The sequence below is a fragment of the Corynebacterium sp. EPI-003-04-2554_SCH2473622 genome, from assembly GCF_001665955.1.
Classification (GTDB): Bacteria; Actinomycetota; Actinomycetes; order Mycobacteriales; family Mycobacteriaceae; genus Corynebacterium; species Corynebacterium pseudodiphtheriticum.
In genome coordinates this window covers 108038-124878 of the sequence record NZ_LZMN01000080.1, presented here as the reverse complement: position 1 = coordinate 124878, position 16841 = coordinate 108038, and the positions used below count along the sequence as shown (strand labels likewise).

The following is a 16841-nucleotide window of genomic DNA, read 5'->3' as shown; positions in this document are numbered from 1 at the left end:
CAGGCCTGCGAATTTGGTGATAGTCCAACAGAAACTCGGCCCGGCGCGGAAAGTGCCACGTCGTTCGGGCCGCCGGAGTTGTACGCGGCATCCCCGCCATCTCCGTCACCTGCGCCGGTCGGGTGACCAAGCTGCGGCATGGAATATTCGGCGTGCTCGTGTGGGGTGGCGAGTGCACCGACGGTAACGACGGTTTCGTTGTTTCCTGGAAAAACGATTGAGCCGCGTTCGCACCCCTGCCCGGCATTTCCGGCGGCAGCGACGACGGGAACTTGCTGGTGTTCGGCGCGGGCGAGTGCGTCGTCAAGGGCTTGTGTGTGTAGATGCTCTGCGTGTTCCGGTGGGATGCAGGAAACCACTGAGGCGTTGATGACCTGTGCGTCATGGTCAAGCGCGGTGTGGATGGCCTGGGCAAAACTGCTGAGAGTGCCGGTGAGCTCCGGTTCCTCGGCATCGGGTGCGTGCTGATGGTCTGGCGTGTTGTTCGGCTGGCGGGAGCTGTAGTGCGCCGAGGATTGCCGGATGGACAAGATCTGTGCGTTCGGCGCAACGCCCGATTGTTCGGCTCCGATGATGCCCGCGACGATGGTGCCGTGCCCGTCGCAGTCGAGTAGTGGGTTGTTCTCAGCCGGGGAAACCAAATCGGCGACCGGTTCCACGTGCAACTGTTCGTGGTTGAAAACTCCGGTGTCAATAACTGCCACGCGTACCCCGGCTCCGGTGGCGAATTGGTGGGCGGTGCGGTAATCCGTGCCGACGGTGAGCGGCTGTTGGTGGTGTGTGGGCTCGGATCCTGTCTGTTCCGTGCGGCCATAATGGTCTGGCGCAGAACCGGGGGAGCTGCCAAAAGCATCCTGCCAGGGCCTCGAAAATTCAGCCTCGGCTCCCGGAGCCGCCGGAGTTGGTGCCGGAGCCACAATGGGGTCAACGCAGTCAACGGTGCGGCGGACCTCGACGTCGTCACGAGTTTGTGCCTGCGCGGTCGCGGAACCCGTGCTGCCTCCAACCGGAAAGAACATAAAACCATGTAGCCCGAGAGCACCGGCGGTGCTTGCCACTATAAGCTGCTGTACTTTCTGCATTAACCCAACCCCCGAATCATGGCGAATACTCCGATGACCTGCAGAGCGAGTGGCAAGCATGCGGCAACGGCAAGCGATTCTGCTCGTTCCAGCCACACCATTGTGGTCGGTTCCAGGTCTCGTACTTGTGGTGCCCACACCGGGCTTGCCGATGCTGCCACCATGACCACCAACGCCACGCCGATCGCGCCGGGGTGGTCTAGCCCGGCCCAAATGCTGCTGCCGATGGCAATGACTGCGGCTGCGACTACCAGCAGCAATGCCCACACCGCAGCACCGTGGTGGTGCCGGGCGGCGTGCAAACAGACTGCACCAGCTACTGCGAGGCACAGCATCTGTGCAAAAATTTCGCCTTCCATGCCTACTGCCAATAGCGCGGGCACCACCATTGCCGCAATGCCGCTGACGATTCCTGCGTGCACATCGTGAGTTCGCTGGGCCAATGTGAGAGATTTTTCTTCGGCCGACCGCGTCCGCGCAGCAGCATGGTCAGTGGTGGACAGCTCCTGCCCGGCGGTGGGCAAGCGTGGAATAGGAATGCCGGAAAATTTGGTTGCGAGCATCGGTGCGATTGCTAAACCGAGAACCCCGCAAGCGATGAGTGCGCCCGCAAAAGCGCTGGTAATGCTTGCCGACGGCAACGACAGCGCAGAACTAGCCAGCACGAGCAACACCGCCGCGGTTGTGAGTGCGGCAACCGTGCGCATGGGTAAAGCGCGGTAAACGATCATAAGCACCAGCAATAATGCTGCCACCGCCACGCCGGATAATAACGCCCATGCGGTATCGGCAACGGAAAGTTGTGCTATCAGATCCGCTGGTGCTCCAGCAGGCTGTAGCCCCCAGGCAACGAGAAAACCACCGGCCAGTCCGGCGGAAATAATCGAAGAGAGTGCAACTGCAGAACTGTCACCATCGACAGTCTTGTGCCGTATGCGCTGCTGCCAAGGCACGATGACCACCCCGATAAACGCAGCCACCGCAAACGCCAGCCACCACCACGCCAACCCGGCGGTCAGAAGTGCTGCCCCGGTTTGCGCGGCAAGTACCACCGCGGACAGCTGCCGACCACCACGATTGCCGTGTGCGGTGGCAGCCAGTGATTCTGCAGAATCCCGCACCACCGGCGAGCGCAATTCCGCTCGTGGGTGCACCAGGATGGTGTCGCCGTCGGCAAGCCCAATTTCTCCCACCGGCGAGCCCATATCCAGTGGTTGGCCCACCACGGTAGAGGCCTGCCATGGCTTGGAAATTCGTGGTGCCTGGCACAGCTGCGTGCAGCGCGGCAACAACTCCAGTATTGATGCGTGCCGCGGGATTGCGACATCGACCTCGCGGGAAAATTCCCCGACAACAAAACACAAAGAAACACGCAAACACTGCGTGAGAGACATAGAATTCCCCTCCCGAAATTCCCCTCCCGAATGCGGGTACGCGGTCACTGGGGGCGTACCCGCCCCTACATCACCCCCATGCTGCAATTGTGACCTACAATGTGGTCTGTGTCTAATGATCGGGGGAGAGACATAATTCGGGGAGGGGTTATGAATTCTGCGTATCCGACAACCACGGAAGCAAGTAACACAGCTGCCATTAACCAAGCAGCCAGTGATAATGCTGTCGCGGCTGCCGTGGGCACTCGGCAACCCACAATAGGCCCGCAAGAGTTTACGGTGGAGCCAATCACGCAAGCCCAGCGTGATCCGTTGCCGCCGTTACCGCAGGGCAGTCTGCGTGTCGACGCGGTTCCGGCTGCACAAAAACCACAAGCAGTGCCCATGCTGCGGATTCTGTTGCCGGTGGTGATGATCGCGGTACTGGTGCTACTGGTCGGCGTGATGTTCTTCGGCGGCGGTTCGGTCAGTGGGGTGGGCATGTCACCGATGCTGCTGATCTTTCCGCTGATGATGGTGATGTCAATGGCGATGATGTTCATGCCGCAGGGCCAGCAGGCCGACGCCGACGATACGCGGCGGACCTATCTGCGCCACTTGGATGTCATCCGGGATAAAGCAGAAAACAATGCCGATAAACAGCGTGCACACCAGTTGGCCCGCCATCCGCACCCGGAGGATTTGCACGCACGTCTGAACACCCGACGCTTGTGGGAGCGCAGTGGCGATGACGACGATGTGTTGCAGGTGCGGCTTGGACTCGGTGAAGCGGAGCTGTGCACCCCGGTGGAAGTCAGCGAATCGGGTGCTCCGGAAGATCTGGATCCGGTGTGTGCGGTGAGCGTACGTCGTACGGTTGACCAGGTGTCGCAGGTTGCGGAGCTGCCCATCGTCGTCCAGTTGCAGGCTTTTGGCTGCATCGGGTTATCAGGTATTCGGGCGCGCGCACTGGCTCGTGCGCTGCTGGCGCAGTTGGTTGTTCACCATGGCCCGGAAACCGTTGGCATCAGTGTGGTGGACAACAGCACAGCACAGAACTGGGAATGGCTGAAGTGGCTACCACATACTCGCAGGCCAGAAGATGCGCAGTATCGAATTCTGCTGGTTGACGACGTGCCGACCACCGGAACTGAGGATTTTTTGGTCGACGATGAGTGTACCACCATTATCGACATCAACTCGCGTAGCACCACTGCGCTGGGGATCCGTGCCGAAATGGAAGGCCTATTGCTGTTTGCCGACGACGAACTGTCGGTGCAAACAGAAGCCGGCTTGGAAAATCTTGGGTTAGCCGATGGGCTTGCCGACGGTCAGCTGTATGCATTAGCGAAAGGTCTGGCGAAATATTCCCGGCCTTATGCCACAGGCAGCGCCGGAGAGACCACGCGCAATGAGATGGGCTCACTGCTCGGCATCGACGATCTGCGACAGTTAGATAATTCCACGATGTGGCCAGAACGCGAACGCGACGACCGCCGCTTAACCGTGCCGATCGGTCTCGGGCCAGATAAGACCCCGGTGCAGTTGGATTTGAAAGAATCCGCGCACGGCGGCATGGGCCCGCACGGTTTATGCATCGGTGCCACCGGGTCCGGAAAATCCGAGTTGTTGCGAACACTGGTCACAGCATTGGCTGCCACCCACAGCCCGGAAGAACTCAATTTCGTGTTGGTTGATTTCAAAGGTGGCGCGACTTTCTTGGGGTTGGACTCTTTGCCGCATACCTCTGCCGTGATCACCAACCTGGAAGATGAAGCCGTGCTGGTGGACCGCATGTTCGACGCCCTGTCCGGAGAGATGAACCGGCGCCAGGAGGTACTGCGTAAGGCCGGGAATTTCGCCAACGTCGGTGAATATAACCAGGCGCGCCGGGGCGGCCGGGATGATCTGGAGCCGTTGCCTGCTCTGGTGATCATCGTCGACGAATTTTCTGAGTTACTTGGGCAGTTCCCAGATTTCGCTGACCTGTTCGTGGCTATTGGGCGGCTGGGGCGTTCATTGCATGTGCATTTGTTGTTGGCTTCGCAGCGGTTGGAAGAAGGCCGGTTGCGGGGGCTGGATTCCCACTTGTCGTATCGCATCGGCCTAAAGACATTTTCGGCGATGGAATCACGTCAGGTGTTGGGTAGTGCTGACGCCTATCATTTGCCTGGCCAACCTGGTGCGGGGTATGTGAAAACTGATGCGGAAGAGTTGCAGCGTTTCCAGGCGGCGTATGTTTCTGGCCCGTTGGAGGTTCCGGCAACAGCTGGTTCCGGAACAACCGCCAGGTTGGGCCGTTCGGGAGCTGGTGAACTCGAGCAGGAAACTGCTGATGCGCAGGTTATTGAATTTTCTTGCTGGGCTGATATTGACCAGCCGTTGGCATCAGAACGCGATCCGATTGCTGATCCCGCAGGCGAATTGAAATCTGCCGAAGACGTGGAACCTGCCGATGCACTGGAACCTGCCGATGCGGCAGAACCAACGAATATGGACACACTTGCCGTCGCCAGTGAGCCCGCGGGTACCACCATGGACGCCGTGGTTGATGCTGCTGTGGCCACGGCGCGCACTAGGGGCCAGGAGGCACACCAAATTTGGTTACCGCCGTTGCCGAAATCCATTGAGCTGGCCAGCGTAGCAGAACGCAGCGCACACCTTACCGCGGGCATCGGAATTATCGACCAGCCGTATCACCAGCGCCAAGATTTGTTGGAGATTGATTTCTCAGCCCACGGTGGCCACGTCGCATTGTGCGGCGGTCCGCAAATGGGTAAATCAACCGCCTTGCGCACTATGGTGGCGTCGCTAGCTGCGACCCATTCCACCGCGGAGGCACGTTTTTATGTCATCGATCTTGGTGGTGGACAACTAGAAACCTTGTCGCGGCTACCGCACGTGGCCGGGGTCGCTGGACGTCATCAGCCAGAACGTATTCGTCGTGTCGTTGACGAAGTCTCTGGTCTGCTCAGCGATAACACCCAAGCCCACAGCACAGTGAAAACCCAGCAGCAGACTTTTCTGGTGGTCGACGGTTGGCACAATATCGGTACCTCTACCGCGGAGTTCGAGGACCTCGCCGAACCAATTACCCAGATTGCCGCCGATGGTCCGAGTGCTGGAATTCATCTACTGGTTGCGACCCCGCGGTGGAATACGCTGCGCCCGGCGATCCGCGATCTCATCGGCACACGCCTGGAGCTGAAACTCGCAGAATCCATGGATTCGCTGTGTGATCGCAAGATGCAAGACAAGCTGCCGGCGCTTCCGGGGCGCGGACTGGGCGTCGACAAGAAATACTTGCTGATTGCGCAAAGCTCGAATCAAGACCTGGCACATATCGCTGCAGTCAGCGCTGAGCGTGGCGACGAGCCGGTTGCTGCGCTGCGAGTGCTGCCGGAGAAGATCGCGCGCACAGAACTTACAGCCGCTGGCACGCTTGCCGACGCCGACCCCTCCGGCACCGCTGCAGTGCCCGGCCTCCCGGTTGCGGTGGGAGGTCCGAGGCTGTCGACGTTGGCCTGGGATCCGTCGACAAGCGATCACTTCTTGTGTGTGGCTGCGCGCGGAATGGGTAAAACCACCACGCTGCGCACCGTCATGGCTGGCATTAGTGACCTAGGCCGCGAGCAGGCGCGGATGGTCGTGATTGACCACCGGCGTGCGCATTTGGGCATGATCGATCAAGACATGCTGGCGGCCTATTCGCATTCCGCACCGCAGACAGAAAAAGTTCTGGCCGATGCCGTGACTACGCTGCGCCAGCGCCTGCCTTCGGCTGATATTTCCCCGGAACAACTTGCCCGTCGTGACTGGTGGGACGGCCCAGAGATCTACCTGGTTATCGATGACTATGACTTGGTCGCCGATAATGTGCTGCACCCGCTGATCGAACTGATCCCACACGCTCGGGATATTGGCATGCACCTGGTGGTTGCGCGGAAGGCTGGTGGGTTTAATCGTGCTGCCTTCGGGCCGGTGCTCAGCGCGATCCGCGATTCACAACCATGCGTCGTGGTTTTGGGCGCAGATAAAGACGACGGCCCTTTCTTCGGTATTAAACCGGCGCCGCAACCTTCCAGCGGACCACTCCCAGGGCGGGGTATTTGGCACGACGACGGTTCGACGGTCGGCACTTGTCACGTTGCCGTGCCGGGGGCTGCTTCCTCTGCAGACGGGCCTGAAATTGAGTCGCAATCTGTACCCGTGAATGGATTGGCAACCACGAATGTAAGCTCCGCTGCTGATTTAGAGGTGGAGTCATGATCCGAGCAGACTACGAGACAGAAAGTCAGCCACAGCATTCCGGGGCGCAGGTCTCGGTGTATTTCTACGATGATGCCACCGTCTTCGGTATCGCGGGCACTGATGAGACTATCGTGCGCTACGACCTTCCCGCACGCGGAATTACCGAGGGATGGACGGTATCTGCCGTGTTGGAACAGACTGAGGCAATGGCTGAAGAAGAATGGCCACAAATCGATGTAGAAATTTTTGCGGATGATGCCGAAGTTTACGACGATTTCGCCCGCGTACTCACCCAACATGGCGTGCGGGTGCTTGCCGACGACGTTGGGGCCGTTGCTGCAGAACCGGACAACGCTTCGCATGTTACGGATGCTGCGCACTCCGCCCCGATGCACAGCGACGAGGATGCTTTCGCTGCTGCCCGCGCCGGGGTGAGCCAGCGTGCTACGGAAAACCAGTCGGTGGGGTCGAATTTTGTGCAGCTGATTGCGCGTAAGCCGAAGCGTCGTCGGCACGCGAAGGCTGGTTGGCGGCCCAGCCCGTTTCAAATTTTGGTGGCTGCGGGTATAGCGGTGACTGGTTTGTCTGGGTGGTGGGTATTGGATCGCTATGGCGGTGCTGTTGGTGTCGATGAGGTAAATGCAATGATTACCGCTGATAGTGCCGGCGGTGCTGGCTCTACCGAGACCACTGACTCCGAGACCACTGACTCCGAGACCACTGACGTTGAGACTCCTGATGCTGAGACTGCTGACGTTGAGTCGGCTGGCGTTGGCGAGAGTGCCGCTTCTCTGCGTCCTGCGGAAAGGCCCCAAATGGTGCACGAGCATTCTGGACTGCGGCTGGTTACACCACGTGGTTTTGTTATTGGTGATAGTTCACAACCCGGGGTGTTTGCTGCGACGGGGGAGGACCCGAATTTACGCATTTATGTCACTGCCGATCAGTTGCATGACGACGCCGCAGCTCAGATCAATCATGATGAGGTGTTGACTGACATCATGCAGACGGTTGTCAGCAGCCCGGACTTGCAAGAAGGGCGCCGTGAACACGAACCACGCGAACAAGTTCGTTATGTGGAAAACCCGGGTGATGGATCGCGTATTGCCTGGACTAGTTGGGTGGAAGAAAACCAGCAGTTGACCGTCGGGTGTCACAGTAGGCACACAGCAACAGCAGAACACAAGCAGGCATGTGAGCTGGTCGTCGGGAGTTTAGAACGAATTTAAAAAATTATTTGCTTGTATTGGGAACCACAGTCGGTTATACGCAGTCCAATGACAATGAGAGCGATGAGATGACGACGGCAGGATGCCGGGATCTCTTATCGTTCGGGCAAAATTTTTTTAGACTTCTAATCCGGGGAGGGGATTTTTTATGGCACAACAATTTGCCACCGAAGCAGATGTCATGGTCGCAACCGCAGGCCGTGTAGATACCGTCAACAATGAGGTGCAGTCTGAGTTAACGCGCCTGCAGGGCACAGTCGATGGGGTACGTGCTAATTGGCAGGGCGCGGCACAGGTCTCGTTTGACAACCTGATGCAGCGTTATCAACAGTCGGCAAACGAACTACAGAATGCGCTGGCCTCTATCAGCGACAATATCCGTAATAACGCGCACCACTTTGACGACATGGAAGCGCAAAACGCACAGGCGTTTAACAACGTTGGTGGCGGAGGCCTGGCTCTCTAACGCCAGCCTGTTGCAACCATGAGTGCTATTGCGTGAGCACGTTATCAGAAACTCCGTGAGCATCACGGAAACAGAGAAAGGCCAAAATTCAATGTCACAGATCAAATACCAATTCGGTGCCATCCAGGCTGCTGCGGCAGATATCAATTCCACCTCGGCTCGTATCAATGGGCAGCTCGATGACTTGAAAGCACAGCTGCAGCCGATGGTTTCGACCTGGGAAGGCGAATCAAGCATTGCTTATCAGGAAGCGCAGGCCCGTTGGGACCAGGCAGCGGCAGAACTCAACCAGGTCTTGGCGACCATCTCGCGCACGGTGACCTCTGGCAATGACGCCATGAGTGATGTCAACCGCGCAGCTGCAGCTTCCTGGAGCTAACGGCTGGTCTAAATCCAAGTCTCTTTTCGTCTGCTGCACTCCCGTATTTGCTGCGGGAGTGTTTTTCTGTGCGGTTAGAGCTTGGATTTTCAGGGTCGTTGCACAGGTTGTTATAGCTGTGCGTTTCCAGTAGAATTAACTAGCTGTGTGCCCTGCTGGCTCATGAGCGATTTCGTCAGAAAATGCAACAGGTGTTTTCTTGACGTAATCATTATGTGAGACGGCAACGCTACCTGCAGGTCTCCACCGGCCGCTGTGGGGTAGTGCTGAGGCATTCGATAGAAGTTGGCCGGCAGTCCAAGACAGACTTTCAAGGAGTCATTGTGTCTACATTCCACCCAAAAAGTGGTGACATTACCCGCAAGTGGTATGTCATCGACGCCACCGACGTGGTGCTGGGTAAGCTTGCTTCCACCGTCGCAGACGTTTTGCGCGGTAAGCACAAGCCACAGTTCGCACCAAACGTTGATACCGGCGATCATGTCATCATCGTTAACGCTGACAAGGTTCATATCTCCGCTAACAAGCGTGAGCGTGAGATGCGCTACCGTCACTCCGGCTACCCAGGTGGTCTGAAGACCATGACCCTTGGTCAGTCCCTGGATAACCACCCGGAGCGCACCGTCGAAGAAGCTATTCGTGGCATGATGCCGCACAACAAGCTTTCCGGTGAATCCATCAAGAAGCTCCACGTTTTCGCTGGTTCCGAGCACCCATATGGTGGCCAGAAGCCAGAAAAATTCGAATTTAAGCAGGTGGCACAGTAATGACTGATCAGAACTTTGAAGAAAACACCGTCGCTGACGCTTCCGACATTGCTGCTGCAACCGCAGCTACCGAGCAGTTCACCAACACCATTGGTGATTCCCTGGCTCCGGAGGTTTCCGACGAGGTAGAAACCGCTGCTCCAGAAATCCACGAGGGTCCAATCCAAACCGTCGGTCGCCGTAAGCGCGCCGTCGCTCGTGTACGCCTGGTGGAAGGTTCCGGCCAGATTGTTGTTAATGGTCGTAGCTTCGAGGATTACTTCCCATCTAAGCTGCACCAGCAGGACATCATGACCCCGCTGACTTTGCTCGAGCGGGAGAACCAGTTCGACATCAAGGTTACCCTTCACGGCGGTGGCCCAACCGGTCAGTCCGGTGCACTGCGTTTGGCTATTGCCCGCGCACTGAACGTTTACAACCCTGCTGAGCGTGACCAGCTGAAGAAGGCTGGCCTGCTCACTCGTGACGCTCGTGCCGTTGAGCGTAAGAAGGTTGGTCTGCACAAGGCACGTCGTGCCCCGCAGTACTCCAAGCGTTAAATTTTCTTTTACGCTTTTCTATCTCGTTGTCCGCCCGGCGCACCCTGCGGTGCACGGGCCGCGAGAAAACCGCAAGCCGCTGCTTCCTTTTCGGAAGCGGCGGCTTGTTTTATGCCATCCTATTGGGACTCGTGAGGGGTGATAGACAAGAAGGGCGAACCTATAAATATTCCTATGACCAGGAAAATTTAGGTGTTTAATTCAAAAATTCAATGTGTTCGATTGCGGGGGCTGGGACGCTTTAGTGTGTCACACCGTAGCCAATCGCAAACGTAACTAGTCCCGCGAATCCAAGGCCTATTGCGGGCGCCATATGTCCTTGGAAGAGGTAAAACGCTGAAGTGAGGTAAAAAATCGTAGCTATGCAAAATGAGCATACGCCTATTTTTGATGGTCTTTCTACCGATGGGTGCTTCGGGTTTTGCTTCCCTGCAGAACATGCAGCACTACCAGACAATATTGCTGCACTCGCTACGACTAACAGAGGAAACCACATATTATCTACATTTCTTTAATTTATTTACCGCAGTTGCTTACCTTTTTGCTCCGGGAGTTGGAATGCAGCAACGGCAGCGATCGCGAAGCTCAGCCCGAACAGCACAAATAATAATCCTTGTCCGCCGAGATTCAATACAACCGGCACCAACAGCGGAGCTAGGATTGATGCTAGGCGGCCGAACCCAGCAGCGGCACCAGTTCCTGTCCCGCGCAGCGCCGTCGGGTAGAGCTCCGGCCCAATCGCGTACAGTGCGCCCCAGGCGCCCAAGTTAAAGAAACTGAGCAAACATCCAGCGATAATGATCGTTGCTTCGGTGGAGCTGAAACCATACAACCCAGCTGCCGCAGCGGAACCCGCTAAAAACGTCGCCAAGGTTGCCCGTCTGCCCCAACGTTCAATCAACCATGCCGCTACCGCATAGCCGGGAAGCTGTGCCAAAGTGATAATTAGCGTGAATCCGAAAGATTTCACCAGGCTAAAGCCTTGTTCATGAAGCAGTGACGGAATCCAAATAAAGGCGCCATAATACGACAAGTTGATGCAGAACCAGATGATCCATAGGTTGCGGGTACGCGACCGCAAAGATGGCGACCAAATGGATTTTCCACCCCGCACCCCGGCGTTTTCTTGGACGTCGTCGGTACGCTTGGGCAAGCGCTTGGCTTGCCATTTCAGCCGTGGGGAATCCTCAAATTCCTGCACTACTTTTTCGGCTTCGCGTGTTTTCCCGCGGCTTTCCAAGTAGCGCACGGATTCTGGCAGTGCCATTCGGATCACCAGGCCATAGATGGCTGGGATGCATCCTAACGCCAGTGCCCAACGCCAACCGTTGTCGCCAGAAGCCACCACGAATGTGCCGATCACCGCAGCGAGAATCCAGCCCACGGCCCAGAAAGCTTCCAGGATCACCACCATGCGTCCGCGGATAGAACGCGGCGCGAATTCGGCCACGTAGGTCGAGGCCACAGGCAGTTCTGCACCCAGACCGAGTCCGACGATAAAACGCAAAATGATCAACACCGCCAGCGAACCAGCCAGGGCAGACGCGCCCGTCGCCAAGCCATAAATTAACAGCGTGGCGGCAAAGACTTGCCGTCGGCCGAATTTATCCGCCAACAATCCCCCGAGCGTAGCGCCAATGGCCATCCCCACGAACCCAATGGAACCTAACCAGGAGGCTTGCTCAGGCGATAGCCCCCACTGGGCGACGAGCGCGGCCATCACGAACGAGATCAGCCCGACATCCATGGCATCGAGCGCCCAACCAATACCGGAGCCGCCGAGTAATTTTCCGTGCGCACGCGTCAAAGGCAGTTGCTCAAGCCGTTGGCTTCGGGTGAGTTGTTGTGCGCTCGCCGTGGCCTTGCCAGATTTCCCATCGGAGCTGAAGGAGGAATTCATGGCTTATAGGCTACTCCAACAGTACGTCTGTACTGCGCCGGGATCTCAGGGCTAAAGCCAGCAGATAGGTCGCGATCTTGGCTAAGGGTGCATAATTGAGGGCATGACTCGTCTATTTGGAACCGATGGTGTCCGTGGCCACGCTAATGAGGTACTCACAGCTCCGCTGGCTCTGCGTTTGGGCGCAGCAGCGGCAGAAGTACTGACTTCGCAACGCGATAGGCAGGGGCGTCGCCCAACTGCCATCATTGGCCGTGACCCGCGTGTTTCCGGAGAGATGCTCGCTGCGGCGATGGCGGCAGGCATGGCTTCTCGTGGGGTGGATGTGTTGCGCGTAGGCGTACTTCCCACACCCGCGGTGGCGTTTCTTACCGACGACTACGGCGCGGATATGGGCGTGATGATTTCTGCTTCGCACAACCCGATGCCGGATAACGGCATCAAATTTTTCTCCGCTGGTGGGCGCAAGCTGCCGGATCACGTGGAAGACGAAATTGAAGCGCGCATGAATGTATTAGAGGAGTCCGGCCCTACTGGCTCTGCCATCGGGCGCGTGGTTGAGGAATCCCCGGATGCACACGAACGATACCTGACGCATTTGCAAGAAATTTGTGCGACGGATCTTAGCGGCCTGCACGTTGTCGTCGACTGTGCAAATGGCGCCGCTTCTAAGATCGCTCCTGAAGCCTATGCGGCAGCTGGGGCTCGCGTCGATGCGATTTACAACGCGCCTAATGCCTACAACATCAATGATGACTGCGGTTCTACGCACATCGAGAAGGCACAGGCAGCCGTGAAGGAATATGGTGCGGATTTGGCCTTATCGCACGACGGTGATGCGGATCGCTGCTTGGCTGTCGATGCCGAAGGCAATGTCGTCGACGGCGATCAGATCATGGCGATTTTGGCCGTTGGCATGAAAAATGACTCTGACCTTCGCCACAACACGTTGGTAGCCACGGTCATGTCGAATCTCGGACTGAGCCTGGCTATGGAGCAGCAAGGAATTGAGATGATCCAGACCAAGGTCGGCGACCGTTACGTTGTGGAGGCACTGCATGACGGTGGGTTCGCCTTGGGCGGAGAGCAATCCGGGCACATCGTTCTGCCAGAGCACTGCACGACTGGTGACGGCACTTTGACTGGTTTGCTGTTGATGTCGCAAATGGTCAAAACCGGCAAGAGCTTACAAGAACTTGCTGGGGTCATGACGGTGCTTCCGCAGGTGCTGATTAACGTTCCGGTCTCGGATAAATCTGTGATCATGGGCAACGACGACGTCCGAGCGGCTATTGCCAAGGCTGAAGAAGAGCTGGGCAACGGCGGGCGTGTGTTGTTACGGCCTTCTGGTACCGAGGAATTATTCCGGGTGATGGTGGAAGCAGAACAAGAAGAAACTGCACGGAAAGTCGCAGGTCAACTCGCGGCTGTGGTCTCTGCAGTATAAAACTTCCCCGAAAATATTTCTCCGGGAACCGCACCTCTACTTCTGCAGTCCAATATGGGCGAGAGAAAACGTTGGATGATTCTGCTCGTCTTTCTGGGTAACTAGTGCACATTATGTGCCCCCAGATTTGCAGTGGAGAAAAGGAGGTGCGGTTTTTCATGTCTAATGTCGATTTTGACTATGAGGCATTGCGTGAGGGATTCCGCCACGTAGTTCATGCTGATAATGAGCACCAGCACGCGCATGCTGCTGACCGGCCGGTTTATCCCTCTCAGGCTGCTGGTCAGGGTTTTAGTCATTATGGTGCGCGTATTGCAGCAGCACTCGAAGCTGTGCATGCGCAGGGGAGTGCACGGATCTACCGACGCCAGCAAACTGCGCAGTCGGGCATCGTAGAATGCGATAATTTCTGCGTCCGAGATGACCACAATGCAGCACCATTTAGTGCACAGCAGGTGGGACGGGTTCGATGAGCGTAGCGATTAATCGATTACTTAATGATTTTCAGCAGTGCTTGGCAGAACTTTCTGTAGTATCCGGCGGTAGTTATCAGCCACCGGTGGGAGTCGTGGATACCATGCGGGAAGCTGCTGGCAGGGTAGATGGACTGGATTCTTCGCAACTGGTAGCTCAGTCCTCGGCAGCATCTGGTGCAAAACGAGATAAGGGCGATGGATTCAGCTACGTCTTAGACATCTTGACTTCCGGTTCGGGGATGCAGCTTGCCGGAGGTGGTCTGGAAGAAAGGTTGCGCGACTTTCAGTCGGATCACGAAGAAGATGAAGTAGCGAGCAAGAAGTTTGCCGATGATGCTCAGTCCTGCGGCACTGCCGTGGACGATATCCGCGATAGTTCAGAAATTGGTCTATCAGAGATTCTGGGGTCGGTGATACCAATCATTCAGTTGGTGACCCGTTTGCTGCGCCTGCATCCGATCATGCGGATTACCGGCATGGTGGGAACGTTGGCCAGTATGGTGATCGAACCTGCGGTCTCGGCGTTCATGCGCATGATTGGTGATCGAGATGATGCTATCTGTGGCTGTTACGAAGAGTTTTTGCGTAGGTGTGAGCAGCTATGTGAAAAAGAACTCGTCGACCCACCAGCGCAGGCGTCGGAAACATCCAGCCCGGCAATAGGCGGCAAACAAAAAACTGCAGAATCTACTTCTGTAGTGGAAAATCCAGGAGGCGCTCCGCCAATCTCAACTGCTTCGTGCGAACCTGGGACACCAAGCCACCCGAGTCACCCAGTTGGCCAAGCGGAAGGTAAGACGGCCACAGAGCAGAAACTAGGGCTGACCGGGACAAGCGGCTCCGCTGCTGAGTACTGCGAAACGTCCGGGGCCTCCCAGAAGGTCACCGATGAACGGTTACGGACAGAGTGCGTGCCAAACGCACCCGAGCCACAACCCACTCCGCTGCCAGAGCCTGAGCAGCTGGATCCCGCAGCACCACCAACGCATACGGCTAGTTCCGTGCAGCTTGGTTGCGAGGTTGCCAAGTCATGCGTCGGTGAATTGGCCCGGGCAGGTCTAGGGATGGCAGTGATGGGGGCACAGCTGGTGCAAGACATGGCTACTGAATGTTTGGAGCAGCTTCGTTGCGAGGCCGTTCCATCCCAGTCAGAGCCCCAAGGTATAGAGCCTGACTATTCGTCAGCGCAGGAACCACAAACGGTGCAAGCTGCTGAGCCTTGTGCTCCTTCTACGTCGTGTGAAACTGAAACTGCATCACAACCGGAACCGGGGTGCCCACCTGAACCAGAGTGCGCACCCGCACCCGCACCAGAACCAGAGCCGGAATCAGATTGCCCATCCGAGGAAAAGCCGGAACCACAACCGGAGCCTGAGCCAAAACCAGAGCCGGAACCACAGCCGGAGCCTGAGCCAAAACCAGAGCCGGAACCAAAAGACGAGGTTATTGAAAAACCAATGCCGGAACACTCTGTGGACAAAAAGCAGTTCCATTCTGGTCCAGCACAGGTAGCACCGGAGACGCAGTCGAAACCAGAACCTGCACCAGAGCCGGTGCAACCAGCGCAACCTGCAACCCCAGCCCCGCAACCCGAACCCGAGACACCTGCAGAGCCCGAACACTCCGCTGCTTATGAGCCAGGTGATGGAGAAAACGAAGCTGAGAAAGCAGGCGGCAACACGCACAGAATGGGACAATGGTAATGGAATTTCAAGAATTCGCTGAAAAATTCCGGGAGCGCACAGCCAAGCGCCTGCTGGAATTTGAGAACAAGTTAGAAAAAGCCCAGCAAGATTTAGAGAAACAGGCAGAAACGCAGGCTAAAAAACCGTCTGGTCCGCAGCAGGGGCGTGGTCGGACTAGCGGCGAGTACGGTTCGCCGCAGAACCCACAGCAGGCTCAGACAAAACGAGCGAGACCAACGGCGAATCGAATAAGCCACATGCGGGATGCGGCCGGAGCTGCTAGGCCGCGACAAGTGAAATCTGTGTTGCGTCGCGGACCTGGCTAAAGATGAGGGATTACTGGATTAGAACAGCTTGCCCAACAACCCAGAGGGTTTTTGCTCTTCTTCCAGCTCATCGCCGGTAACACTGCTGAATCCTTTTCCGTCCGCTTCTGGATCAGAAAAATCGGAGTATTGTTTGTCGTCGTTGAGCTGGTGCAGCAAAAAGCCAATGACCAGGCCGCGCGCGGTTTCTACGGCAGAAGCTTTTCCTATGCCAATGCCTAAGAAAAGCTTCCGTAGGGTGTCTTCACTAAACGTTGCTTGCTTGCCATTATCAACCGCGCGGTAGCAGACTGGGCCGTTCCAGTTCTGTGCCATCTGTGGTGGGTTACCAGCGGAGAAAATATCGGTATCTTCTGGGCCGATGATTAAGCCTGGCTTGTCAATATATTTAGCCGCGTCTTGTGAAGAAGGTGAGGTTTGTGCAGGGTACAGTGCGGCTACGCATTGCACCTTTTCATTTTCCAAGGCTGCAAGCACAGCGGCACCGCCGCCCATTCCGTGGCCGATTACACCTAACTTGTTTGGGCTGACAGTGATATTGCCCTGGCCTAGTTTCACGCCGGCAGCAATTTGCAACGAAGTTTCTAAATCAGATGCGAAATCTCGGTGATCTGGCCACATACCCATTTCGGTTTCAGGTGCGACCACTACAATGCCCCAGCTAGCCAAATGCCGCAGGGTATGGCGGTAGTGTTTCAGCGAAATCCGCCAGTCATGCCCAAAAGCAACGGCAGGCAGAGAATTGCCTTCGGCTGGGGCATAAACTTTGCCGGGTAGGCCGGCATAATCTAAATCGCCGACCAGCACACGGTGCGGGCCGCGCTTGGACACGTTTGCTAGCTGCTTTTTAAGACTCACACAGAACAGCCTAATGTATAGCGTCCTGTATAGCGACGACGAGTAAGAGGCGCGCCATCACGA

The 16841-nt window shown here is 56.9% G+C and carries 14 protein-coding genes; 10 read left to right on the top strand and 4 right to left on the bottom strand.

The window, feature by feature from the left end; translation table 11 throughout:
• Both A5774_RS09890 and eccD read right to left on the bottom strand, forming a co-directional pair.
• A partial coding sequence (locus A5774_RS09890; RefSeq protein WP_197490282.1) for a S8 family serine peptidase occupies positions 1 to 1082 on the bottom strand: 1082 nt, incomplete at its 3' end.
• Positions 1082 to 2476, bottom strand: coding sequence for a type VII secretion integral membrane protein EccD (eccD, locus tag A5774_RS09885; protein ID WP_064834652.1), 1395 nt, complete (start codon positions 2474 to 2476; stop codon positions 1082 to 1084). The genes eccD and A5774_RS09890, both read right to left, overlap by 1 nt.
• A gap of 150 nt (positions 2477 to 2626) precedes the next feature.
• Between eccD and eccCa the strand changes: the two genes are divergently transcribed.
• From eccCa to rpsI, 6 genes are all read left to right on the top strand, one after another.
• Positions 2627 to 6724: a type VII secretion protein EccCa gene (gene eccCa / locus A5774_RS09880; RefSeq protein ID WP_231892412.1), complete on the top strand. Its 4098-nt coding sequence runs from the start codon at positions 2627 to 2629 to the stop codon at positions 6722 to 6724.
• On the top strand, positions 6721 to 7935 hold the full coding sequence (locus A5774_RS09875) for a type VII secretion-associated protein (RefSeq protein WP_064834650.1): 1215 nt from the start codon (positions 6721 to 6723) through the stop codon (positions 7933 to 7935). Before eccCa ends, A5774_RS09875 begins: the two co-directional genes overlap by 4 nt.
• A gap of 148 nt (positions 7936 to 8083) precedes the next feature.
• Positions 8084 to 8401 (top strand): WXG100 family type VII secretion target, encoded by a 318-nt coding sequence (locus A5774_RS09870; RefSeq protein WP_018121610.1) that lies wholly within the window; start codon positions 8084 to 8086, stop codon positions 8399 to 8401.
• Between the two features lie 91 nt (positions 8402 to 8492).
• Positions 8493 to 8780 carry a WXG100 family type VII secretion target gene (locus A5774_RS09865; protein ID WP_018121609.1) on the top strand — a complete coding sequence of 96 codons (288 nt, stop codon included), beginning with the start codon at positions 8493 to 8495 and terminating at the stop codon, positions 8778 to 8780.
• Between the two features lie 323 nt (positions 8781 to 9103).
• Positions 9104 to 9547, top strand: a complete 444-nt coding sequence (rplM, locus tag A5774_RS09860; RefSeq protein ID WP_021351957.1) for a 50S ribosomal protein L13 — start codon at positions 9104 to 9106, stop codon at positions 9545 to 9547.
• Complete coding sequence (gene rpsI / locus A5774_RS09855; protein ID WP_027017529.1) at positions 9547 to 10086, top strand: 30S ribosomal protein S9; 540 nt, start codon at positions 9547 to 9549, stop codon at positions 10084 to 10086. The genes rplM and rpsI overlap by 1 nt, the downstream gene beginning before the upstream one ends.
• A gap of 520 nt (positions 10087 to 10606) precedes the next feature.
• On the opposite strand, the gene A5774_RS09850 is transcribed toward rpsI, so the two are convergent.
• A complete protein-coding gene (locus A5774_RS09850) occupies positions 10607 to 11986 on the bottom strand; it encodes an MFS transporter (protein ID WP_064834648.1) in 1380 nt (459 codons plus the stop codon).
• Between the two features lie 103 nt (positions 11987 to 12089).
• On the opposite strand from A5774_RS09850, the gene glmM reads away from it, so the two are divergent.
• The 4 genes from glmM (at position 12090) to A5774_RS09830 (ending at position 15920) form a co-directional block, all read left to right on the top strand.
• Positions 12090 to 13433: a phosphoglucosamine mutase gene (gene glmM, locus A5774_RS09845; protein WP_023018986.1), complete on the top strand. Its 1344-nt coding sequence runs from the start codon at positions 12090 to 12092 to the stop codon at positions 13431 to 13433.
• Between the two features lie 158 nt (positions 13434 to 13591).
• Positions 13592 to 13906: a hypothetical protein gene (locus A5774_RS09840; protein ID WP_035000469.1), complete on the top strand. Its 315-nt coding sequence runs from the start codon at positions 13592 to 13594 to the stop codon at positions 13904 to 13906.
• The gene (locus A5774_RS09835; RefSeq protein WP_064834646.1) at positions 13903 to 15612 is read left to right on the top strand and encodes a hypothetical protein; all 1710 of its coding nucleotides are present in this window, start codon (positions 13903 to 13905) and stop codon (positions 15610 to 15612) included. The genes A5774_RS09840 and A5774_RS09835 overlap by 4 nt, the downstream gene beginning before the upstream one ends.
• A complete protein-coding gene (locus A5774_RS09830) occupies positions 15606 to 15920 on the top strand; it encodes a hypothetical protein (protein WP_064834645.1) in 315 nt (104 codons plus the stop codon). The genes A5774_RS09835 and A5774_RS09830 overlap by 7 nt, the downstream gene beginning before the upstream one ends.
• Before the next feature lie 18 nt (positions 15921 to 15938).
• Here the strand turns inward: A5774_RS09830 and A5774_RS09825 are convergent, their stop codons facing one another.
• Positions 15939 to 16778 (bottom strand): dienelactone hydrolase family protein, encoded by an 840-nt coding sequence (locus tag A5774_RS09825; RefSeq protein WP_064834644.1) that lies wholly within the window; start codon positions 16776 to 16778, stop codon positions 15939 to 15941.
• Between the last annotated feature and the right edge of the window lie 63 nt (positions 16779 to 16841).